The sequence below is a fragment of the Acinetobacter seifertii genome, assembly GCF_016064815.1.
Classification (GTDB): Bacteria; Pseudomonadota; Gammaproteobacteria; order Pseudomonadales; family Moraxellaceae; genus Acinetobacter; species Acinetobacter seifertii.
Genome location: NZ_CP065820.1, coordinates 2,447,741 through 2,469,773 on the forward strand (window position 1 = coordinate 2,447,741; position 22,033 = coordinate 2,469,773).

Here is a 22,033-nt window from a genome sequence, read left to right on the forward strand (position 1 = left end):
CTAAAAAATAAAGGCATATCTGTATTAATATCACTTAAATATTGAATACTAGACATGCCTTTACCTAAATCAGTACTGTTTTATTTTGCAGGAACTGGTGCAAGTACTTCGTGTTTTGATGTTGTACGTTCAGGCGCCTTATGTACCATCGTATAAGCATAATCAACGCCCATACCATAAGCACCAGAATGCTCGCGTACAATTGCCATAACTGCATCATACGTATCACGATGTGCCCAATCACGTTGCCATTCAAGTAAGACTTGTTGCCAAGTTACTGGAACAACACCTGCTTGAATCATACGTTGCATGGCATAGTCATGTGCTTCTTTTGATGTACCACCAGAAGCATCTGCAACCATATAAATTTCATAATCGCCTTCAAGCATGGCGCCAAAAGCAAAGGTGTTATTGCACACTTCAGTCCATAAGCCTGAAACAATCACTTTTTTACGATTATTTTTTGCAAGAGAATCACGTACTTTTTGGTCATCCCATGAGTTCATAGAAGTACGTTCTAGTAATGGAGCATCTGGAAATACATCTAAAAGTTCTGGATAGGTATGACCAGAGAAGCTTTCAGTTTCAACCGTAGTAATGGTGACAGGAATATTGAATGTTTTAGCTGCTTTTGCTAACCCTACAGTATTATTCTTTAATACTTGGCGATCTATTGACTGTACCCCAAAAGCCATTTGTGGCTGATGATCAATAAAAATAACCTGACAATTCGTTGGTGATAATTGTTCTAAAAGTGATTTATTCATGAATAACTCCGTTATTACTGATAAGTTTTGTGTTTAAGTAAAAAATCTAATGTTTATTATCAAAACAGATAAAAATGTAAAAAAATAGACAGTAAATCAGCTCGAATCTGTATGCTGTACGAATACAATAAAATCAATGATTGCTTTTTAATTTTTATAGTTTAATCATTGATATATATTTTTTTAACTTTTGCTTATCCATGGATCGATTAGACTGTATTTCCACTTTTGTAAGTGTCGTAGAGCATGGAAATTTTAGTAGCGCAGCCAGAGCACTCGACATCTCTCGTGACTTAGTAGCCAAACGTGTTTGCTACCTCGAAAATGACCTGAAAACCACACTGTTAACCAGAACAACAAGACAGATGAATCTCACCTCTTGTGGGGAAAAATTTTATCAACATAGTAAAGTCATTTTAAGTGAATTTGAATGGGCTGCTTATGAAATTAGCTACAATCAGCAGTACCCTGAAGGCGAACTTAAGCTCAATACCCCAATGTCTTTTAGCAATATTTTTCTTCAGCATATTATTTCAGACTTTATAGAGAAATATCCCAGTATCAAAATTGATTTATTCATGACTGATCAGCTATTAGACACGAATAATAATAAATTTGATTTAACCATTCGTGTAGATGGTTCACCTCCAAATTTGGCAAATAGTAAAATATTAAATACCTATCAACGATATTTATATGCAACACCGGAGTATTTTAATCAGCATGGCCTTCCAACCTCTTTAGAAGAACTGAAAGAACATAAATTTCTGATTTACTATCAAGATAGCCGACATAAAAAATTGATTTTCCAAAAAGATCAAAAAGAAGTGTCCTTTAATTGCTTCCCTGTGATGACCTGTAATAATGGGGAATTATTATTAGATATGTGCTTGAAAGATCACGGTATCGTTTTTCTTCCAGAGTTTATTGCAGAGCCTTATTACAAAGAAGGCAAATTACAGAAATGTTTGGAGGACTACACCAGTCAGCCGCTTCACTTATATATCACATGGCCAAACCGTAAGATTTTATCGAAGAAGGTCAAACTATTTATTGATTTTCTAACGCGTCAAATCGTTCCTATAAAATAACCAATCTGGGCCTTTTCCATAGGAATTGGCCCATTATTTTTTATTTAGTTTAAATAGTTTCAATTTTTTTATTTTTAAATAAATTTAATAAATTTTGATCTGCTGTTGCTGTGTGGTCTTCTTCAACAAATGTCGTCGCGTAGTGTTCTAAATGCTCTTCCATCAATTGAGTTGCTCGCTTTTCATCGCCTTGCTCAATGGCATTTAAAATTGCACGATGTTCATCTGCCGAACAATTATTATGTTTGGGAATTTCATATAACCCAATTAATAACGAAGTCCTTGCAATAAGCGTCTGCAAATAACTGGTCATAATCGTATTTTGATTTGCTTCAATCAGCTTTAAATGAAATTGTCCTGATAGCTTAATCCACTCGGCCCAATTGCCAGCTAAACGCTCATGTGACTCTTGATCGACTAAGCCTCGAAGCTCACTAAAATCTAGGCTATGTGACTTTTGAGCTAGCTTTTTTACAGTAGCGATTTCAAGCATGCTACGTGCTTCAAAGACCTCTTTTGTTTCATGAGCACTATGTTTTGCGATGAGTGCCCCACGATTGGGCTGAATTTCGATGACCTTATCATGTGCAAGTTTCACGAAAACACGTCTTAACACTCCTCGCGTTACACCGAATGCTTCACACAAAGGTGCTTCAACTAAACGTGCGCCAGGGGCAAGTTGTCGATTTAAAATAGCATCTACAATAGCGTTATATATATGGTCATCAATTTCATCATTGCTCATTTCTACGGCTTTTTTTGGTGCATTCGATGGCATTGATTTCTCCATTTTTATTGATGCCCCCTCTTTTTAGAACTTTATCTAATGACAATAGTGTAAGTTTAACTTAAGCGTTTTGGAATATTGCTCTCATTCCCACAACAAATATACTGAACCAAATAATTCAATATTAAATCTCTAAAGATCCACTTATACACCTAAATTTACTTACTTTTTATAAAAAATTAAGCACTTCCCATTTTATAAATATGTCTCTGCATATCCAAAATCCATACCAGTTTAAATGACTCATAAGCGCTACTTCGCAAATTTGGCATAACTTTTGCTCGATTAAGATTGTGCACAATTTAAATACCATATTGTACACAATTTTAATTTCATTCTTTTAGACAGAAAAAACAATGCTGCTGAAAGTGCCTCCATCTTAAGGAAGTGAGTGTTCAAGATGAATAATACCGAAGCAATAATTAAACCTTCTTATGATGCAAAACTGACAAATCAAGACTTGGCTCCTTTAAAAAAGCAAACATGGGGCGCTTATAATATTTTTGCTTTCTGGATGTCTGATGTTCATAGTCTCGGCGGTTATGTCATGGCTGGGAGCCTTTTTGCACTTGGGCTCAATAGCTGGCAGGTACTTTTATCTTTACTCATCGGCATCGCCATAGTTCAGTTTTTTACAAACCTGATTGCCAAGTCTAGCCAACAAACTGGTACGCCCTATCCTGTTATTTGCCGCGCAACCTTCGGTGTACTTGGTGCAAATATTCCTGCTGTTATTCGTGGGCTTATTGCTGTCGCATGGTATGGCATTCAAACCTATTTGGCCTCAAGTGCTTTCTTATTGGTCATTTTAAAGTTCTTTCCAGAATGGTCGCTCTATGCCGATGTTACAAATTACGGCTTTCTTGGACTTTCCTATTTAGGATGGGTTGGCTTTATGCTGCTTTGGTTACTGCAAGCGATTGTTTTTTGGTCTGGCATGGACAGTATTCGTAAATTCATTGACTGGGCAGGTCCGGCTGTCTACGTAGTGATGTTGGCGATGGCAGTATGGCTCATCTGGAAAGCTGGCTGGCAAAATATTGATTTAAACTTGAGCGGTGTTCAATACGACGGTTTTGCGGTTGTACCAGTCATGATTGGTGCTATTGCGCTTGTTGTTTCATATTTTTCTGGACCAATGCTGAACTTTGGTGACTTTTCTCGTTATGGCAAAAGCTTTAATGCCATTAAAATGGGTAACTTTCTTGGCTTACCGATTAACTTCTTAGGCTTTTCCTTACTTACTGTGGTGTGTATTGCGGCAACGCTTCCAGTCTACGGCAAGCTCATTACAGACCCTGTCGAGATGGTTGGAAAACTGGATAATACCTTTGTAGTTATTTTAGGCAGTTTAACCTTAATGATTGCCACCATTGGGATTAATATTGTCGCTAACTTTGTTTCACCTGCCTTTGATTTTTCCAACGTTTCACCGAGCAAAATTAGCTGGCGCATGGGTGGAATGATTGCAGCAGTTGGTTCGATTTTCATTACCCCATGGAATTTATTTAATAATCCTCAAGTGATCCATTACACCATTGATATTTTAGGTGCATTTATCGGCCCACTTTTTGGTGTATTGCTCGCCGATTTTTACCTCGTTAAAAAACAGAAAATCGAAGTAGATGATTTATATACCTTAGATACCAAAGGTTTGTATTGGTACAAAAATGGTTATAACTACTCTGCCTTTTATGCCTTAATTCCAGCTTCATTAATTCCTATTCTATGTGTGCTGTTACCACAACTCTCTGCACTTGCTAATTTCACGTGGTTTATTGGGATGGGATTCGGTTTTGTGATTTACCGATTTCTTAACCAACCACTTGCCCATGCTAAATCGGCAATGACGAAGGTAAAAGTACAATGAAAATTAAAATTATTAACCCTAATACCACCCAAAGCATGACAGACAAAATTGCTGCATCAGCAAAGATAGTCGCAGGTTCTAATACTCAAATTATTGCAGTGAGTCCTCAAATGGGCCCTGCAACGATTGAAAGTTATTATGATGAAGCCCTAAGTGCAGTAGGTGTGCTAGAGGAAATTCACCAAGGTGAACTTGTAGGTATAGATGCTTATGTTATTGCATGTTTTGGTGATCCTGCCCTTTATGCCGCCCGTGAAATCACTTCAGCACCTGTGATTGGGATTGCCGAAGCAGCTATGCGAACTGCAAGTTATGTAAGTACTGGGTTTAGTGTAGTCACAACCTTACAACGCACAGTGAATATGAGCTGGCATCTGGCTCATCGCTATGGGGCTACGCCATTTTGCAAAAATGTTCGAGCTTGTGACATTGCAGTTGAAGAGTTGGAGCTTCCTGACTCAGATGCTTATCGAACAATACGAGATGAGTGCAAAAAAGCACTAGTAGAAGATAAAAGCGATACGATTGTTTTGGGCTGTGCAGGTATGAGTGATTTGTGCCTAAAACTACAAAACGAGTTGGGAGTGATTGTTATTGACGGCGTTGCAGCAGCAGTTAAACAAGTTGAAATGTTAGTCCAGTTAAATTTAAAAACCAGCAAAGTTGGTGATTGGGCCTCACCTCCTGTAAAGAATTACACAGGCATATTGTCAGGATTTGGAGCACATTAGAAATAAATTACTGTTTCAATTCCAGCTCAAAATTCAGAGTTGGAATTGAAACAAAGAATAATTAAAAGAATTAAGCCTCTGCTAACTCTGGCTGTTGTTCATTTTTATAAAATGGCACATCACCGTTAATAGTTGCACGGTGCATGATGCGATGAGCATCGCCATAATCAAATAATGCTTTATGCTGCGTACAACGGTTATCCCAAATCGCGACGTCACCGTCTTGCCACTTCCAACGCAAATGAAACTGCTCTTGGGTCGCATGTTCAAACAAGAAATTAAGTAATTGCTCACTTTCTTGTTCAGGTAACTCATTAATGCGAGTGGTAAAGCCTTCACTTACGAACAACAAAGGCTCACCTGTAACCGGATGAGTACGCACCACTGGGTGAACCACTGGCGGGTTACGCTTAAAGGTTTGTAAAAGCTTTTCACGCTCTTCTTCATTATGAGCAAAACGCTCCAGCGGAAAAGACTTACGAATATCGTGTGTTGCAGTTAAGCCACGCAATTTTTGCTGCAACTTAAGCGGAAGCCCTTTAAAAGCTGCTGTATTGCTCGACCACAACGTGTCACCGCCTACAGGTGGAATTTTAATGGCTTGCAACACACAACCCAAAGGTGGAGTTTTACTAAAAGTCACATCTGTGTGCCAAAGTTCATTGTCACGCAAATCTTGTTTCCAGCTATCGAGCACCATCACCTCAGGTACATCTTCAATTGAAGGATAAATCGGGTGCACATGTAAGCTGCCAAAACTGCGTGCCAAGTCTGCTTGTGCTTGCGGTGCTAATTGTTGCTTTCGAAAAAAAATGACCTGATGATCAAGCAAAGCCTGCTGGATTTGTTGCGTTGTCTTTTCATTTAACGCATTCAAATCGATATCGTGAATAATTGCGCCAATGGTAGGCTTGATCACTTCAATATTTAAGTTTGCTACTACTGTATTCATCTTCTTTACTACAACTGCTGACCATACCAAGGAGAAAACTGTTTTTGTAACCAACGTAAAAACAGCTCAAAACTAACTGCGACAATCGCAATCACAATAATGCCTAGAATCACCGTATCGGTAATTAAGAACTGCGCTGCCGATTGCACCATAAAACCAATACCACGATCTGCTGCAACCAATTCTGCTGCAACTAATGTTGACCAGCCCACCCCAAGACCAATACGAATACCAGTAATAATATGAGGTAAAGCTGTTGGTAAAATGACATGCCAAAAGACTTGTGAATGACTTGCCCCTAGCGACAATGCCGCACGCTCACGATTAAGTTGATGGCTTAACACACCATGCGCACTACTAATGATGACAGGCGCCAAAATAGAGAAGAAAATCAAAAGTACTTTTGTGGTTTCGCCAATACCGAACCAAATAACAAGTAACGGCAAATAAGCTAACGGTGGAATTGGACGTAATAATTCAACCAAAGGATCTAAAACAGCGCGGACCCATTTGTTCAGCCCCATCCATAAGCCTAGCGGAACTCCAATCACTACGGCAGCAATCAAAGCTAAAAACACACGAGAGATACTGGCTGCCAAGTGTTGCCACAAAGTTGCTTTCATAAAGCCTTCTTGGCTGACCGATATAAATTTTTGCCAGACTGCCTGTGGACTCGGTAAAAACAGTTCAGGTACGACATGCAAAGCAGTAATGAGGAACCAGAGTGCAACCACACTTCCCACACTAATTATGCTAACTGCCAAAGTGCGATGCTTCTCAAAAAATGACGATAGAAATGAAGCATTTTCTGTTTGCACATCTGGCTTAAGTTTTAGCTCTGCTTTGTCATACTCATAGACGTTATCTTTAGTGTTCATGTAGGTAACGCCTCCTTACCGCTTTGTTTTTGTGCCCTTAAACTTTCAAATAGCTGCTCTCTGAGCTGAATAAATTGTGGGTCCGACTTAATTGAACGAATAGACTCGCCCTGACGATATCGATTAGCAAAATCAAGATGTAGAGTTTCTACAATTTTGCCTGGATGCGCTGTCATCAGAACTAACTGATTGCTGAGCAATAATGCTTCTTCAATGTCATGAGTAATTAAAAAGAAACTTTTATTTTGTTGAATCCATAAATCGAGCACTAACTGCTGCATGTTTTCACGTGTAAAAGCATCTAATGCGGCAAAAGGTTCATCTAATAAAATAAACGGCGCGTGACTAATCAAAGCTCTAGCAATACCAACACGTTGTTTCATACCACCGGAAAGTTCCCAAATATTGGCTTTTTCAACGTGACTTAAACCTACAATTTTTAAAATTGCGTTCACTTGTGCTTCGATATCCGCGCGCTTTAAACCTTTTAACTGCAAAGCGAAGCCAACATTATCTGCAACATTCAACCAAGGAAGGAGTGCATGATCCTGAAACACGACAGCGCGAGTTACATCTGGTCCATTTACTACTTCATGATTTACAAGCACATCACCTGAACTCGGTTTTTGAAACCCTGCCAAGATATTAAGCAAAGTTGTTTTGCCACAACCTGACTCACCCAAAATCACGGTTAAAGAACCTTCTTCAATCGTTAGGTTAATGTCTTGTAAAACTGGCTTTTGCTGTTTAGGAAAAGTCAGATGAATATTTTTGGCTTCTAGTACACTCATGACAACTCCTTAAGGCTGCAAAAATGAAGAATTCACATTGCCTTTATAATCGGCTTTAAGTTGATCGACCTTGCCCTGACCTTTTAAGAACTTCGCTGTATCAAAAATATTTTGTGCAAATTCACCATCTAACGTTTGTTTTTGCTGAGCGTGGTCAAGGTAAATATTTCCACCTAATAAAAGTGGGATATCTTTTGGATCAGAACCTGTAAGCTGCGCAATTTTTTGCACGTTATCGGCATCTTTAACGTAAGCGGCTGGATCTTGATTATATTTTTCAAGCTGCTCAAGCGTAGTTTGGACAAAAGCTTTTAAGAAATCAGGATTTTTCTCTGCAAAATCTTTACGCACAACCCATAAGTCATAAGTTGGAGCGCCCCATTCACCTACTTGTTTTGAGTCAGTTAAAACCGTACCAGATGCTTTGGCTTTACTTAAAGCAGGTTCCCACACATAGGCAGCATCAATATCACCACGTTCCCAAGCAGCTGAAATTTCAGGTGGACGCAAGTTAATAATTTTTACTTTATCTTCTGGAATGTTCCAATGTTTAAGTGCCGACAAAAGGCTGTAATGCGTGGTTGAAACAAACGGTACAGCAATGGTTTTGCCAATTAAATCTTGAGGAGTTTTAATGCCTGATTTATTACTTACTACTAGCGCTTCAGACGCACCAAGTTTTGATGTAATTAAGAATACTTCAATCGGTAAATCACGGCTTGCCGCAGCAGCAAGTGGGCTTGAACCAATATTGCCAAGTACGACATCGCCTGAAGCAAGTGCATTGACAACGTCTGAGCCTGCATCAAATTTTTTCCATTGAATGTTACGTTGACTTTGTTTTTCATAATCTCCGTTTGCCTGTGCAACTTTACTTGGGTCCACCCCAGTTTGATAGGCAATCACGACAGGTTTGTTGTCACGAACTGAAGCACTTGTATTATTGTCTTTTTTATTTTGCCATACGATAAATGCAACAATTGCAACGATCACAATTGCCGTGACAATCAGCGGTTTGGTCTTCGTGCTCATAATTTCATGATCTTCAATAATATAAGCCTATGGTATGCAGCCGGCTTTATAATGAAAAATAAAAAAATATGAGTTGCTTATCTACTTTTTATAAATAACTTTTCTTCATAAGTTTTTATCTTTTGGTAAAAAGCAAATTTTAAGTAATCTTATAGAATAGATACAAAATTAAAATACTTATATATCAATAATTAAAAACGTTATTCCCAAATCATATGATTGGAAAAGCCTGACATAAGCTCTCTAGTATTTTATCCTACTCACCTTTAATCATTTTTTTCTTTTGGTCTATCGCATTAGATGTCTTACGTCTAATCAATTTTCGCCATTTTTTATAAAGATCAGATTTTATTATCTTTTTATCTTAAAACCTCTGCAAATATTGAGATTTAGACAAATCTTTTTCTGGTTTATACATGACGCAAGTTTAATTTTTTATTTTTAAGAGGAGAAAAATTCTTTTGTTTAAACATTCTCAATTTTTGAAAAAAACATTAATTACAATGTCTTTAATTACCTTTAGTCTTTCAAGCCATGCAGCGCTTACCTTTGGTAATGCTGAAGAAGGCCAACTTAAAGTGAGTGGTACTGTTCGGGCTAAATATGTTTATGATTTTGACTCTGAACCTTCTACAAGTAAATTTTCTTTTAATGACGCCGTATTATGGCTAGATTACAACTCCCCGAAATGGATTGGCCGCTTAGATTATCGGGTTTATGAATATTACGGGCGTTTAGGTGATGCAAATTGGCTCACCGATGCATGGTTGGGTTATAAAATTAATGACAATAGTAAAATTATTGCTGGCTTAAACCCCGTTCCTTTTGGCTTGGGTCGCTTTTGGGGAAATACTTATTATTTAGGCATTGCCAATAGTGCGAGCTGGGAAGATGTACACAACCTTGGCGTGAAATATGATTTCAATGATGGAATCAATGAGGCACAATTTGCCTTTTATCCTACCGATGGTGGCACCTATAGAGGTAAAAGCAAAGACTCGAGTCGATTTAGTATCAATCCTGTCAATGCAGATGACTCTGTACCAGAAGGCACCAATACCAAAGAAAAGAACTCCATTGTTGTTCGTGGTGCTCATACCTTTAAAAATGTCTTAGGCCAAGAAAATTTCTCTACCCAACTGGGTGCTTCTGCATGGTATTCCACCATTGAAAACAAACGCTCAGGGCAAAATGGGAATCGCCAAGTCTATTCGGTTTTTAGCAACACCAATTATAACCAATGGAATTTACAGCTTTTGGCTGGTTATCAAGACATTGATAATGCCGACAATCAATATAAAGACCACCTGACTTTAGGTGGTTTCGATTATTCATTTAACTCGGCAACTAAAGGTCAGATTTATTCAGCCGAACTCAGCTATTTGTTCCCTCAGCAATTTGGCCCAATTACCTCTGTTCGCCCCTACCTAAACTATAGTTCTTATCGAAAAGAGCAAGATGGTTTTAAAGACTCCACCCGTTTTATTCCCGGCATTGCCTTTAACTATCAAAAATTGACAGTACAAGCCGAGTTACTGATGGGTAAACATGATCCATATCTAGGAGACAGTGAAGGCCTTGCAGCTGGTGGAAGCAATGATAAATGGAATAAAAAAGCGTTTGTGATTTTTGCTTATTACTTCTAATTTTTAATAGAAAGGCCAACAGATGTTGGCCTTTGTTTTCATTTAGATATCTAATTTTACGCTAGTCGATTACTGGTGAATTATTGAGAGGAAGTTCTGTTTTATCTTCATCAATCACATCGACATCTTGGGCGGTAGGCTCAAACTTAATCAGTAGCCCAATCACAATTAAAGGAATAAATGCAAAGATAGAAATAATCAGGTAAACATCAGTTTTATATCCCGCCATCCAGATCGGTAAAACAAACAAAGCAATTGCTTGAGCAACACCAGTTACTGCACGGTTAAAGCCAACTCCAACGCCACGAATCGAAGCTGGATAAGCCATGGTTGGATAAACCATCATTTGTGCCCCAGGCCCAAAGCCTTCGGCAAAAAGCCATAAACCGAGCATGCCAATTGCGGTGTAGAGTAAAAAGCTATTACCGGGTTCACCAATGAATGCCAGTGCAATGAGTGCTATAAACTGGAGTAAAAAGCCTGTGAGCAACACATGACGAGATTTAAATCTGCTAGCAACAAATACGCCTAACAACCCGCCCGTAAATGCAAACAGCAAATTGAGTCCGAGTGTTGTAGTAATGGTCGTCAAAACATCGGTATGAAAGAAACGCGTTAAAATAGAAGGTAAAAAGAAAGCAATGGTGGTGTACTGAAATGCCACCGAAATGTGAATCACAATGGCCACAATCGTTCTTGGCAAATAGGTTTTATTAAATAAAACTGCAAAACCCTCGCGCTTTTTCTTTTCAGCAGTTCTTTCTAATTTTTCGACTGTGGCGACTGCATGAATCGCATAAGACTCTTGTAGAACTTTAGCTGCCCCTTTTAAATCACCTTGGTTGGCAAGCCAGATTGGTGATTCAGTTAAATATTTACCACGAATGAAAATAATGAGTAGCGCAGGCACTGCTCCAAAAATTAAAGATGCTCGCCATAACCAGTTGCTATGCTCAGGCGGTAAAAGAAAATAAAGCGCCAGAACTAGACCAAAACATACCGAAGAAGCGGCATACCACATTGGGCACCATGCTGCTAAACGAGCCGCCTTATTGCTACTACCGTTAAATTTGGAAAACTCAGATAAGTATGACATTGCGACAGGCAAATCAATACCAACACTAATCCCCATAATAAATCGGGCTAAAATCAACACCCAAACATTTGGTGCAAAACCAGCAACAATTGCCGCAATGACGAAAAGCACCATGTCCGCCATGAAGACCCGATAACGGCCAATTTTATCTGTCAGCCAACCACCAATCAGATTACCCACAATGGTTCCGCAGACAATTGCTGAAGCCACCACCCCAGTCATCACAGGGCTTAAAGAAAACTCTGAGATAACTTGCTCAATACCAAAGGACAGTGTTGTTAAATCATAGGCATCAATAAACACACCAATCAGTGCCAACCAAATGACTTTATTTGACTTCCCCTTCCCTGCAAATTTGGAAATTAATTGTGAAACATCATCGGGAGATTTAATTTCATAACGATGGTTATGATCGAGTTCTTGTGTGCTCACTTAATAATTCCTGAATTTTAATAACAGAAACAAAATAATGATTATTCACATAATACAAAAACAAATTAATCTGATTTTTTAATCTAAATTATAGAATTATCTTTTCATTATTAACTCAGCAGTAAAACCGATATAAAAAAAGAAAAAATAAAAGCTGGTATTTAACCAGCCATTTATTTTAAAGGCTTTGCAAAATATTAACTCGCCTCAGCAAGTTTTAATTCTTTTAGATTACGATATTTTGCACCGCGGTGATTTTCAGGCAAATATGGCCCGGCACCAAATAATTTTTCTCTTAATGTTCCTTGTGCATATGAGGTTTGATATACCCCACGTTTTTGCAACTCTGGCACAATAAACTCAACCACATCAGCAAAGGTTTGATGCGCCAAAATATAGGCCAAGTTAAAGCCATCGACATCGGTATCTTCAACCCATTGCTGTAAAGCATCCGAAACGGTTTCTGCCGAACCCACTAACACAGGTCCATTACCACCTAAGCTGTTCCAATTTGCAATTTCTTCAATGGTCCAAACACGCTCTGGATCTGCATTTACATAAGAATCTAATAAAGATTGAATCGCGTTAGTTTGAATATATTCAACTTTGTCCGTTGGCTGGTATTGTGAAAAATCAACTCCAGACCAACCAGACAGCAATGTTAAAGCGCCATCGTAGCTTCCATAGCTTTGATATTCTTTAAACTTAGCCTGTGCTTTTGCATCGGTTTCATCAGTGACAATTGACAAAAGTGCATAAATTTTAACTGAGTACGGATCGCGGCCTTCTTGGGCCAATTTCTGGCGAATGCCCTGTACCACTTTTTTAGTGGCAATTTTAGACGGCGCTGCTATGAATACACACTCGGCATTTTGACTCGCAAACTTCTGCCCACGTGAAGATGCCCCCGCTTGATAAAGTACTGGTGTTCGCTGCGGTGATGGCTCACAAATATGGATACCCGGTACAGTAAAGTATTTACCTTCGTGCTGAATTGGATGCACTTTTTTGTGGTCAACAAAGATACCGCTTTCACGGTCACGAAGTACCGAACCTTCTTCCCAAGACCCTTCCCAAAGTTTATAAAGGACTTCTAAATATTCATCAGCAATATCATAACGATTGTCATGATTAACCTGAGTTTTTAGACCCAAGTTTTTTGAACCACTTTCCAAATAAGACGTCACGATATTCCAACCAACTCGCCCTTTGGTTAAATGGTCTAGCGTGCTAATACGTCTAGCAAAAGGATAAGGATGCTCAAAGGAAATCGAAGTTGTGACACCAAAACCCAAGTGCTTTGTGACTGCCGCCATCGCTGGCACAATCTGTAGCGGATCATTGACTGGAACTTGTACCGCACCTGTTAAGGCATGTTCAGCACTTTGATGATAAACGTCGTAAATGCCAAGTACATCTGCAATAAAAATACCGTCAAAAAAACCACGCTCAAGAATTTGAGCTAAATCTGTCCAATATTCTAAATCTTTATATTCAACAGATCGGTCTTGAGGATGTCGCCATAATCCAGGAGATTGATGGGCAATACAATTCATTTCAAAAGCATTAAAACTAATTCTCTTAGTCATAAAATATCAGCCAGCATTTTATTTAATTTTTATACTAAAGCAATTTTTATATTTTCTTTATAATATATACCCCAAACAAAATATGATTTTATTCTAATAGATTTTTATAATTTATTTTAAGAAATAAAAATAATATTAAGCCGCCAAAAATAGCAGCTTAATATCTAAAACTATAATTTATTGTTTAGCAACATTCCCTATTCGCCATTGATACGGTGGTAATGTGCCGTTTACACTAAAATCACCGACAATTCGGTTTTTAAATACTCTCGGGTTATGTGAAGATAAAGTTCGTACATTACGCCAGTATCGATCTAGGCCTAAATCTTTGTCTGTTGCGGAAGCACCTAAAGCGTCAAATAAAATCGTAGAAGCATTTAAAATCAAATCGGTAATAACCGTTTGAGACTGTGCACTTTCAAGCTCAGCAAGTGCATTTTGCTCTTCTTCAAGCTGCTCATTATTTTGAAATGCAGCTAAGTAAGCACGTTGTAAGCTTTGTGCGACTTTTTCCACAATCGCCCCTGCACTGTAAGCCGCGCCACGGATTTGACCTACTACTTGTAAAATTTGCGGATCTTGCTTTACAAATTGAGCATTTGCATGCGTGTAGTTTCGGGTCCGTTTAGCAACAGCTTGAGAAACATCATAGGTTGCAGCACGCCCTAGACCTGTAATGATTGCCAGTTGGACCAGTTGATAATAAGCCGCCGAATACTTAAAACGGTCATCATCAGGTAAAATTTCAGCTTCATCGACCAATACATCATGGAAATATGCCGTACCACTTGCAGTAAGCTGTTGTCCAAAGCCATTCCAGTCATCGACAATTTCAACACCTTCATCTTCACGACGAACAACGACCGAGCCAGACTCACCCTTTAGATCTGTTACACCAACATCCACCCAGTCTGCATACAGACTGCCTGTGGTGTAATATTTTTTGCCTTTAACACGAATTTTTCCGTCACTGTCTCGATACAAATGTGTTTCAAACTGATCGATTGACTCTTTCCCGACTTCAGACCATGCACTACCCACTGTTTCGCCATTGGAAATTCGGTTAAGCCAACGCTGTTGAAACGACTTATCTTTACTTACCAAGACATCTTCAGTAAAACCAAAATGCACACGTAAAGCTTGGGGTAAGTTTGAATCGGCTTCTGCAAGTTCAATGAGCAATCCAAATAGTTCAGGAATGGTTGCATCAAAGCCACCATGAGCTTTGGGAAGTCTTAGCCGTGTAAAACCAATATCTTTGAGCCACTGAAGTTGTTCATAAGGCAAAATATGCTGCTGCTCACGGATTAAAGCCCCTTCTTTAATACGGGCAAAAGTTGGTCTGAAATTTTTTGCCAATTCATCATAACGTTCAGTTGGTCCTTCACCCCACACCCGAGAAATAATTGAGGCCTGACTTAGTGCAGCGTGTGTTAAGGAACCGAGATGATGCTCAAAATTTAAATTTGTCATGTAAGTAAAACCAATATTGCTTTGCTTTTACCATAAAATATTTATTTCACATGAAAACGATTATTTTTTTATAACAGTATTCAATCTTGATATAACACCAATCAAAAGCCTGACTGCCCTAAGCGATCTCTTTCTTGGTAAGACTATGCTGACTTTGCAATAAGGTTTGCATATATTCTGAATAGACAGAAAGTTTTTCGAAAATATGCTCTGAATAAAACATATCATCAATTAAGTGCGTCATTTGACTAGCAGTAAAGGTATTGCATAACCCGACCAGTGCTGCATTCATTTGCGCAAAATGAGCACATAACTGTACATATGCTTCATCTTTATTTTTAAATAATAATTTACGCATATCTAGCTGATCTACACCTTTTAGACCCTCATCTTTTACAACTTTGACCCAATGAATTTTTATTTTTAAGAACTGTTCAAGTTGTTCTAAAGCGTCTAAATCCAGCTCTAAATGGGTGATTAAAAAAATTGTAGAGATATCACTTCTACACAATGCTTTGATTAATTTTAAATAAATAAAGTCAGCTTCTCCCATCTCTGTTAATTCCAAATCTAGATATATTTTTAGGCTCTCTAAAACCTCATCTACCTTAAACACGACCTTCTTGTCAGCTTGATAGTATTTATTAAGAATAGTAAGCAGAGGTGGTGTTGCTGGTGTTGTATAAATAGCAGCTTTGTTTAGGTTCGCAAAAATAAATGGCGAGAACAGATAAGCCAAACTGCTTTGCTGTGGCTCAATATGTGACTGAATTAAATATACCGTTTGAGTTTTAGAGAAGTCTCTGAGTACTTTCGCTCTAAGCAAGGTTGCTTCAAGGTTCACATAAGTCTGTTCTAACTGATCTATTACCAAGGTAGAAATAGACTGATTTTTAATAATTTTATGTAGAACATTGAGTTGAGAAGTAATAAACATTTTTTAACATCCAAGCTATTTTAGAAGCGCTACACTTACACTCAGGCCTTTAAGAAACACGCAGCAACCGGACCCTACACAAAACAACAATGGAAATAGAAAAGAAGAACATAATCATGTGCTTAAAAAAATCTAAAGCAGCGTTCACATTGAGTCTTGAAGGTTGGTTTAGGTCGACGGTAAATCCTGTTCATTTTTATTGTGAACTTTAGAGGACTGAATATATAGCTACAGATGATCGAAAAAAAACTATAGCACCCCCTCGAAACAGCACTTAACTGTTATAGTTTTATAAAAAATTTCTGTATCTACATATACAAATAGAGCGAGTGCATGATTAAGAAAACTTCTTAAGGTAGGTAGTTTTCATGAGACGATCTATTGCATATCACCAGATATTTCATCAATGTTTCAATGCAACATGCATTTTTACAAATGCAACATCAACCATAAACTTTGCTAACAGATTGAAAACAATCAATCGCCCTATTCTACTGAAATATCAAGCAATTATATTGCTTTACCCTGTTGGCATTTTACTTGCTAAGAACATTTATCACAGAAGTAAGTTTAATCGCCAGAGTACTTTTTTGCCTGAAAATAAGTATTTAACTCATTCAATCATCATCAGCTAGTTCACAGGGGGAAAGTTTATGAGCCTCGGTCTAACCGCTCTAGAATTAGCGCGAATACAATTTGCTTTCACAGTATCCTTCCATATTATTTTTCCGGCCACATCCATCGGACTTGCCTGCTTTTTGGCAGTTTTAGAGTGGAAATGGTTAAGAACGCAAAACCCAATTTATAAAGATCTATTTAAGTATTGGATTAAGATCTTTGCCGTTGCGTTTGGTATGGGAGTTGTTTCCGGTGTCGTAATGAGCTACCAGTTTGGTACCAACTGGAGTGAATTTTCACGAGTCGCCGGAAGTATTACTGGTCCTTTACTTACCTATGAAGTCTTGAGTGCCTTCTTCTTAGAAGCAGGTTTCTTAGGCATTATGTTGTTTGGCTGGGGACGTGTTGGTCCTAAAGCCCATTTCTTTGCCACACTTATGGTTGCTATCGGAACATGTATTTCCATGTTCTGGATTTTATCTTCCAATAGCTGGATGCAAACCCCGCAAGGTTTTGCGATCGAAAATGGCATTATTGTGCCAAAAGACTGGCTAGCTATTGTTTTTAACCCATCGTTCCCTTACCGCTTTGCCCATATGGGTGCTGCTGCCTTCTTGGTTTCATCTTTATTGGTCGTAGGAACATCTGCATGGCATTTAGTAAAAGGCCGTCGCGATGAATTGGTAAAAAAATCGTTCTCGATGGGTTTATGGATGGTGCTTGTGACTTCATGTTTACAAGTAGTAATTGGCGATAACCATGGTTTAAACACCCGTGAACATCAACCTGCCAAACTTGCAGCGATGGAAGGTCACTGGGAAACCAATCACAATGAACCTATGCCATTATTGCTATTTGCTATTCCAGATATGAAAGAAGAACGTAACCACTTTGAAGTGGGGGTTCCATATTTGGGTAGCTTAATTTTGACTCACAGTTTAGATGGTCAAGTCACTGGTTTAAAAGATTTCGCACCTGAAGATCGTCCAAACTCGACCATTATTTTCTGGAGCTTCCGTGTGATGGTGGGCCTTGGTGTCCTTATGGTTACGTTATCACTGATTGCCCTTTGGCTGCGTAAAAGCGGAAAGCTTTATGAAACATCATGGTTCCACAAATTTGCTTTACTAATGGGCCCAGCAGGTTATGTTGCATTACTTGCAGGCTGGGTAACCACTGAAGTAGGCCGTCAACCGTGGGTCGTATATGGCATTATGCGAACCAAAGATGGCTTATCTCATACGGTGTCGGCAGATCAAGTTGGCCTCAGTCTCTTTATTTTTGTAGTGGTGTATACCATCGTTTTTGGTAGCGGTATTTACTACACCTTAAAACTGATTAATAAAGGCCCATCATTTATCGATACACCAAATATCGAATCTGGTGGTGTTGGACACTTTAAAACACCAATGCGCCCACTCAGTGCAGTTGATGAAAATATTGACAGCAACCAAAAATCTGGGGAGAACCGTCATGATTGATCTTTCTTTAATATGGGTCGGTATTATCGGTTTAGGTGTCATGATTTATGTGGTCATGGATGGTTTTGACTTAGGAATCGGGATCATGTTCCCCTTCATTAAGAACAGCCAAGAACGTGATGTCATGATGAATACCGTCGCCCCTGTCTGGGATGGTAACGAAACGTGGATGGTACTCGGAGGTGCTGGTCTATATGCAGCATTTCCACTGGTCTATTCAACAGTTTTATCAGCACTATACCTGCCTATTATCTTCATGGTAATTGCCTTGATTTTCCGTGGGGTTGCTTTTGAATTCCGTTTTAAAGCTCATCGCACCAAACACCTTTGGGACTTGGCTTTTATTTGGGGTTCGGTTTTAACGAGCTTCCTTCAAGGGATTATTTTGGGTGCTTATATTCAAGGGATCAAAACCGAAAATGGTATTTATGCTGGTGGATCTCTTGATTGGTTATCACCATTTACGATCTTTACAGGTATTGGTGTAGTTGCTATGTATGCAACTTTGGGTTGTGGCTGGCTCATCTTAAAAACTGAAAAAGGCTTACAGCAACGTATGTATGAGCTTATGCCTAAGCTAATTATTGCACTACTCATTATTTTTGGCGCTGTAAGTTTATATACGCCTTTGACTCATCCTGAAATTGCAGATCGCTGGTTCTCTTTACCAAATCTCTTCTATTTTAGTCCTGTACCTATTTTGGTCTTATTGTTTGTTGGCCTAATTTTATCGGCATGTAAAAAGCAGAATCACGACCTCAAACCATTTGCATATACATTGGCCCTCGTTTTCCTTGCATTTACTGGTTTTGTGATTAGTTTATGGCCCTATATTATTCCGCCATCAGTCACCATCTGGCAGGCTGCAGCGCCTCATTCTAGCCAAATGTTTGCTTTGGTTGGTGCACTTATTTTGATTCCAATCATTATTGCTTACACCATTGTGTCTTATTGGGTATTTAGAGACAAAGTTCGTGTAGGTGACGAAGGCTATCATTAAGTATGGAGGGTTTTATGAAAAAGTCATCCGTTAAACTTAATCAAACCCAATGGTTTATTCTGTTATGGCTTGGTGGTTTCTTAGCCTTAGCTGTAATTGCGGGATTGTTTAAAGTGATATTGATTTATGCAGCCCCTTACTTAAAGTAAATCTATCTTTCTAAACAAATGCCGTTTGTAGATTCTGCAAACGGCATTTATTATTGATTCAGTGCATCTTTTTTTTATTTCGTGCAGCTCATACATGTATAAATCAGAACAACTCGCCCATAGCATTCGCCAACTCATTGAGAGCGGTACTTTAAATGCACATGAAAAATTACCTTCGTTAAGAGATCAGGTACAACGCTCTGGCTTTAGTCTAATGACTGTAATGAATGCTTATCAGGAGCTTGAATCACAAGGTCTGATTTATTCAAAAGAAAAATCTGGATATTTTGTTGCAGAGCAAATTGCACTAAAGCCACTGGAGCAATATTCGGTCGTTTCGCTCAATTCTAAAATCGAAATTAACTCATTAGTTTTTAAATATCTTAAATCGATTCAACATGAATCTGTTGTGCCTTTTGGTTCAGCTTTTCCAGATAGTCAGCTTTTAGCTGCACCCAAACTTATTCAAATCATGGGGCAACTTGCGCGTCAAAGACAAAGCTATGATCAAACAGCAAGTCTACCTCCCGGTAATTTAGCCTTAAGAAAACTGATTGCTCAGCGCTATTGTATGCAAGGGATACAAACTGACCCAGATGACATTGTCATTACATCTGGAGGTTTGGACGCGCTTAATCTTTCATTACAAGCAGTCGCTAAACCAGGCGACTATATTCTATTGCAACAAACCGTATTTTACGGCGCTTGGCAAGCTGCCGAGCGTTTAGGGCTTAAAGTGATTACCATTCCTGAACATCCTCAGCATGGTTTTGACTTAGAAGCCTTTGAACAAGTTATTCAAACATATCCTATCAAGGTATGTTGGCTCATGCTGAATGCCCAGAACCCGATTGGTTTTACTGTTAGTGATGACATTAAATATAAAATTGCCAAACTACTTCATGAGCATCAAATTTATTTGATTGAAGATGATGTCTATGAAGAGCTTTTTTATGGCGGCCAAAAACCACTTTCAATGAAGTATTTTGACCAACAAAATCTGGTGCTTCATTGCTCTTCTTTTTCTAAAACATTAGGTGCAGGTTTTCGGGTCGGTTGGGTCTATGCAGGTAAATTTTCAGACCATATCCAACACTTACAGCTTATGAGTACCATTTCAGTAAATGCCCTCATTCAAAATGCTTTGGTTGAGTTTTTATCTCATCATCATTATGAAAAGCACTTGCGTACACTTAGACTTTCGCTTGAGCGCTATAAAAAGCAGTTTTATCACTATTTAAAGCAACATCTACCTAGCTCTTGCGAAGTGTATTATTACCCAAGTGGTTATTTTTTATGGGTCAAACTTCCCAGTACGCTAGACAGTATGCAAGTTTATGAAGAGTTGATTCAGCAAGACATTGGCATTGCGCCAAGTCCTCTGTTTAGTGTTTTACCTGCACAGCAGCATTATTTGCGAATCAACTGTTCTTTTGAATGGAACACTAAAATTCAAAGCGCATTAGATCAAGTGATTAAAACCATTCAAAAAAGAGTTGAAGCAGGTTTATAAGAAGGTCCAGCCTCTTAGAATCAAGGCCCAAGCCATTAACGACATGACTGTTTTTGTTGTCGGCTTAATTTTTTCTTTTAGCGAAGATGCTTTACTCGATTTATTTGGCTGGAAAGCAATGAATATGGCTTTAATCCCGTGGTTATTAATTGCCATATGTTCATCATGATTAAGCAAAAAAAAGCTTTCGCTTTATGCAGAGTTTATCTTTCTATTTCTAATAAATGATCTTTACTACAATTTGGCGCACTTTGATTAAACCTTGTCGCCATTCGATTTGGATGAATACTGTTCAAATTTCTATGATGTCTCTATCGAAAAGCAAGTTCCTTAAAACTTTAGTTGAGAGACAGAATATGAACACAGTTAAAGAAAAAATCGTTCTCATCACAGGCGCATCATCTGGTATGGGAAAAGCATTTACCAAAGCATTACTCAAAGAAGGTGCAACTGTTTATGCCGTTGCCCGTCGCGTTGATGCTATGCAAGAACTAAAAACACTTGGTGCTCATACATTAAAAATGGATATTACCAATCAGGATGATATCGACCAAGTTGTGAAAACTAATGAAAAAGAAACCTATGGTGTTGATATTTTAATTAACTGTGCGGGCTTTGGCATGTATGGTGCTATGGAGGATACTACCCTTGCCGATGCACGCTATCAATTTGAAGTGAATCTGTTTGGTATGGCCTATTTAACCCAAAAGGTTTTGCCTAGTATGCGTAAAAAAATGCAGGGTCGAATTATCAATATTTCATCAATGGGCGGGAAAATTTATACACCACTTGGTAGTTGGTATCATGCGAGTAAACATGCTGTTGAAGGTTGGTCTGACTGTCTACGTTTAGAGTTAAAATCATTTAATATTGATGTTGTGGTCATTGAACCCGGTGCTATCGCAACTGAATTTGCAGATGTAATGATCCAACCTATGCTGGAACGTTCAGGACAAAGTGCGTATAGCCACATGGCGACGGCAGTTGCTAATGCAACACATACCTCTGTTGAAAAAGGCGCACTTTCAGACGTGCAAGTTGTCGTTGATATGCTCATGAAAGCCGTTCATGCATCCTCACCTAAAACACGCTATGTGGGTGGTAAATATGCCAAACTGATGATATTTGTACGTAAATGGTTTGGTGACCGTGTGTTTGATCGTATGGTGATGTCAGTTATTAAATAAATGAAGTGCCCTA

Annotated in this window: 19 protein-coding genes and 1 pseudogene; 10 read left to right on the forward strand and 10 right to left on the reverse strand. The window is 38.5% G+C overall.

Going from position 1 to position 22,033, the window contains the following annotated elements; genetic code table 11:
* Nucleotides 1–80: 80 nt before the first annotated feature.
* A complete protein-coding gene (locus tag I8T81_RS11335) occupies nucleotides 81–767 on the reverse strand; it encodes a hydrolase (RefSeq protein WP_001043290.1) in 687 nt (228 codons plus the stop codon).
* A 200-nt stretch (nucleotides 768–967) separates the two neighbouring features.
* On the opposite strand from I8T81_RS11335, the gene I8T81_RS11340 reads away from it, so the two are divergent.
* Nucleotides 968–1,858, forward strand: coding sequence for a LysR family transcriptional regulator (locus tag I8T81_RS11340; RefSeq protein WP_191105362.1), 891 nt, complete (start codon nucleotides 968–970; stop codon nucleotides 1,856–1,858).
* Between the two features lie 49 nt (nucleotides 1,859–1,907).
* Here I8T81_RS11340 and I8T81_RS11345 read toward each other — a convergent pair whose 3' ends face one another.
* Complete coding sequence (locus I8T81_RS11345; RefSeq protein WP_086497178.1) at nucleotides 1,908–2,648, reverse strand: GntR family transcriptional regulator; 741 nt, start codon at nucleotides 2,646–2,648, stop codon at nucleotides 1,908–1,910.
* Between the two features lie 397 nt (nucleotides 2,649–3,045).
* Here I8T81_RS11345 and I8T81_RS11350 point away from each other — a divergent pair, with 397 nt between their 5' ends.
* On the forward strand, nucleotides 3,046–4,515 hold the full coding sequence (locus I8T81_RS11350; RefSeq protein WP_198071196.1) for an NCS1 family nucleobase:cation symporter-1: 1,470 nt from the start codon (nucleotides 3,046–3,048) through the stop codon (nucleotides 4,513–4,515).
* A complete protein-coding gene (locus I8T81_RS11355; protein WP_174740989.1) occupies nucleotides 4,512–5,246 on the forward strand; it encodes an aspartate/glutamate racemase family protein in 735 nt (244 codons plus the stop codon). The genes I8T81_RS11350 and I8T81_RS11355 overlap by 4 nt, the downstream gene beginning before the upstream one ends.
* A 70-nt stretch (nucleotides 5,247–5,316) precedes the next feature.
* Here the strand turns inward: I8T81_RS11355 and tauD are convergent, their stop codons facing one another.
* Genes tauD through tauA form a run of 4 tightly spaced genes read right to left on the reverse strand, consistent with a single transcriptional unit; the run spans nucleotide 5,317 to nucleotide 8,917 of the window.
* Nucleotides 5,317–6,198, reverse strand: a complete 882-nt coding sequence (gene tauD, locus I8T81_RS11360) for a taurine dioxygenase (RefSeq protein WP_198071197.1) — start codon at nucleotides 6,196–6,198, stop codon at nucleotides 5,317–5,319.
* An 8-nt stretch (nucleotides 6,199–6,206) separates the two neighbouring features.
* Nucleotides 6,207–7,076, reverse strand: a complete 870-nt coding sequence (gene tauC / locus I8T81_RS11365) for a taurine ABC transporter permease TauC (RefSeq protein WP_174723655.1) — start codon at nucleotides 7,074–7,076, stop codon at nucleotides 6,207–6,209.
* A complete protein-coding gene (locus I8T81_RS11370; protein ID WP_198071198.1) occupies nucleotides 7,073–7,867 on the reverse strand; it encodes a taurine ABC transporter ATP-binding protein in 795 nt (264 codons plus the stop codon). Before I8T81_RS11370 ends, tauC begins: the two co-directional genes overlap by 4 nt.
* Nucleotides 7,868–7,876: 9 nt before the next feature.
* Nucleotides 7,877–8,917 carry a taurine ABC transporter substrate-binding protein gene (gene tauA, locus I8T81_RS11375; RefSeq protein WP_198072772.1) on the reverse strand — a complete coding sequence of 347 codons (1,041 nt, stop codon included), beginning with the start codon at nucleotides 8,915–8,917 and terminating at the stop codon, nucleotides 7,877–7,879.
* A gap of 443 nt (nucleotides 8,918–9,360) precedes the next feature.
* Between tauA and I8T81_RS11380 the strand changes: the two genes are divergently transcribed.
* Complete coding sequence (locus I8T81_RS11380) at nucleotides 9,361–10,545, forward strand: hypothetical protein (RefSeq protein WP_198071199.1); 1,185 nt, start codon at nucleotides 9,361–9,363, stop codon at nucleotides 10,543–10,545.
* 61 nt (nucleotides 10,546–10,606) lie between these two features.
* Here I8T81_RS11380 and I8T81_RS11385 read toward each other — a convergent pair whose 3' ends face one another.
* The 4 genes from I8T81_RS11385 to I8T81_RS11400 form a co-directional block, all read right to left on the reverse strand.
* Entirely contained in the window at nucleotides 10,607–12,073 is a 1,467-nt protein-coding gene (locus I8T81_RS11385) for an MFS transporter (RefSeq protein ID WP_198071200.1), read from the reverse strand.
* Between the two features lie 197 nt (nucleotides 12,074–12,270).
* Nucleotides 12,271–13,662, reverse strand: a complete 1,392-nt coding sequence (locus tag I8T81_RS11390) for an LLM class flavin-dependent oxidoreductase (RefSeq protein ID WP_198071201.1) — start codon at nucleotides 13,660–13,662, stop codon at nucleotides 12,271–12,273.
* 177 nt (nucleotides 13,663–13,839) lie between these two features.
* Complete coding sequence (locus tag I8T81_RS11395) at nucleotides 13,840–15,135, reverse strand: acyl-CoA dehydrogenase family protein (protein ID WP_198071202.1); 1,296 nt, start codon at nucleotides 15,133–15,135, stop codon at nucleotides 13,840–13,842.
* A 118-nt stretch (nucleotides 15,136–15,253) separates the two neighbouring features.
* Nucleotides 15,254–16,072 carry a hypothetical protein gene (locus tag I8T81_RS11400; RefSeq protein WP_198071203.1) on the reverse strand — a complete coding sequence of 273 codons (819 nt, stop codon included), beginning with the start codon at nucleotides 16,070–16,072 and terminating at the stop codon, nucleotides 15,254–15,256.
* Between the two features lie 653 nt (nucleotides 16,073–16,725).
* Between I8T81_RS11400 and I8T81_RS11405 the strand changes: the two genes are divergently transcribed.
* The 6 genes and pseudogenes from I8T81_RS11405 to I8T81_RS11430 all read left to right on the forward strand — a co-directional run bounded on the left by I8T81_RS11405 (nucleotide 16,726) and on the right by I8T81_RS11430 (nucleotide 22,020).
* Nucleotides 16,726–18,171, forward strand: coding sequence for a cytochrome ubiquinol oxidase subunit I (locus tag I8T81_RS11405; protein ID WP_151761741.1), 1,446 nt, complete (start codon nucleotides 16,726–16,728; stop codon nucleotides 18,169–18,171).
* On the forward strand, nucleotides 18,164–19,171 hold the full coding sequence (gene cydB, locus I8T81_RS11410) for a cytochrome d ubiquinol oxidase subunit II (protein ID WP_019458891.1): 1,008 nt from the start codon (nucleotides 18,164–18,166) through the stop codon (nucleotides 19,169–19,171). Before I8T81_RS11405 ends, cydB begins: the two co-directional genes overlap by 8 nt.
* 14 nt (nucleotides 19,172–19,185) lie before the next feature.
* Nucleotides 19,186–19,320 (forward strand): hypothetical protein, encoded by a 135-nt coding sequence (locus I8T81_RS11415; protein ID WP_000749813.1) that lies wholly within the window; start codon nucleotides 19,186–19,188, stop codon nucleotides 19,318–19,320.
* Between the two features lie 94 nt (nucleotides 19,321–19,414).
* Complete coding sequence (locus tag I8T81_RS11420) at nucleotides 19,415–20,833, forward strand: aminotransferase-like domain-containing protein (protein ID WP_198071204.1); 1,419 nt, start codon at nucleotides 19,415–19,417, stop codon at nucleotides 20,831–20,833.
* Between the two features lie 16 nt (nucleotides 20,834–20,849).
* A pseudogene (locus tag I8T81_RS11425) lies at nucleotides 20,850–21,002 on the forward strand (MFS transporter); the annotation flags it as partial.
* Between the two features lie 187 nt (nucleotides 21,003–21,189).
* Nucleotides 21,190–22,020: an oxidoreductase gene (locus I8T81_RS11430; protein WP_198071205.1), complete on the forward strand. Its 831-nt coding sequence runs from the start codon at nucleotides 21,190–21,192 to the stop codon at nucleotides 22,018–22,020.
* Nucleotides 22,021–22,033: the final 13 nt, after the last annotated feature.

Bases quoted from the DNA above. Each gene is read 5' to 3' on its own strand.
- I8T81_RS11335 (WP_001043290.1), bottom strand. From the start codon at position 767: ATGAATAAATCACTTTTAGAACAATTATCACCAACGAATTGTCAGGTT.
- I8T81_RS11340 (WP_191105362.1), top strand. From the start codon at position 968: ATGGATCGATTAGACTGTATTTCCACTTTTGTAAGTGTCGTAGAGCAT.
- I8T81_RS11345 (WP_086497178.1), bottom strand. From the start codon at position 2,648: ATGGAGAAATCAATGCCATCGAATGCACCAAAAAAAGCCGTAGAAATG.
- I8T81_RS11350 (WP_198071196.1), top strand. From the start codon at position 3,046: ATGAATAATACCGAAGCAATAATTAAACCTTCTTATGATGCAAAACTG.
- I8T81_RS11355 (WP_174740989.1), top strand. From the start codon at position 4,512: ATGAAAATTAAAATTATTAACCCTAATACCACCCAAAGCATGACAGAC.
- tauD (WP_198071197.1), bottom strand. From the start codon at position 6,198: ATGAATACAGTAGTAGCAAACTTAAATATTGAAGTGATCAAGCCTACC.
- tauC (WP_174723655.1), bottom strand. From the start codon at position 7,076: ATGAACACTAAAGATAACGTCTATGAGTATGACAAAGCAGAGCTAAAA.
- I8T81_RS11370 (WP_198071198.1), bottom strand. From the start codon at position 7,867: ATGAGTGTACTAGAAGCCAAAAATATTCATCTGACTTTTCCTAAACAG.
- I8T81_RS11390 (WP_198071201.1), bottom strand. From the start codon at position 13,662: ATGACTAAGAGAATTAGTTTTAATGCTTTTGAAATGAATTGTATTGCC.
- I8T81_RS11395 (WP_198071202.1), bottom strand. From the start codon at position 15,135: ATGACAAATTTAAATTTTGAGCATCATCTCGGTTCCTTAACACACGCT.
- I8T81_RS11400 (WP_198071203.1), bottom strand. From the start codon at position 16,072: ATGTTTATTACTTCTCAACTCAATGTTCTACATAAAATTATTAAAAAT.
- I8T81_RS11405 (WP_151761741.1), top strand. From the start codon at position 16,726: ATGAGCCTCGGTCTAACCGCTCTAGAATTAGCGCGAATACAATTTGCT.
- cydB (WP_019458891.1), top strand. From the start codon at position 18,164: ATGATTGATCTTTCTTTAATATGGGTCGGTATTATCGGTTTAGGTGTC.
- I8T81_RS11415 (WP_000749813.1), top strand. From the start codon at position 19,186: ATGAAAAAGTCATCCGTTAAACTTAATCAAACCCAATGGTTTATTCTG.
- I8T81_RS11420 (WP_198071204.1), top strand. From the start codon at position 19,415: ATGTATAAATCAGAACAACTCGCCCATAGCATTCGCCAACTCATTGAG.
- I8T81_RS11430 (WP_198071205.1), top strand. From the start codon at position 21,190: ATGAACACAGTTAAAGAAAAAATCGTTCTCATCACAGGCGCATCATCT.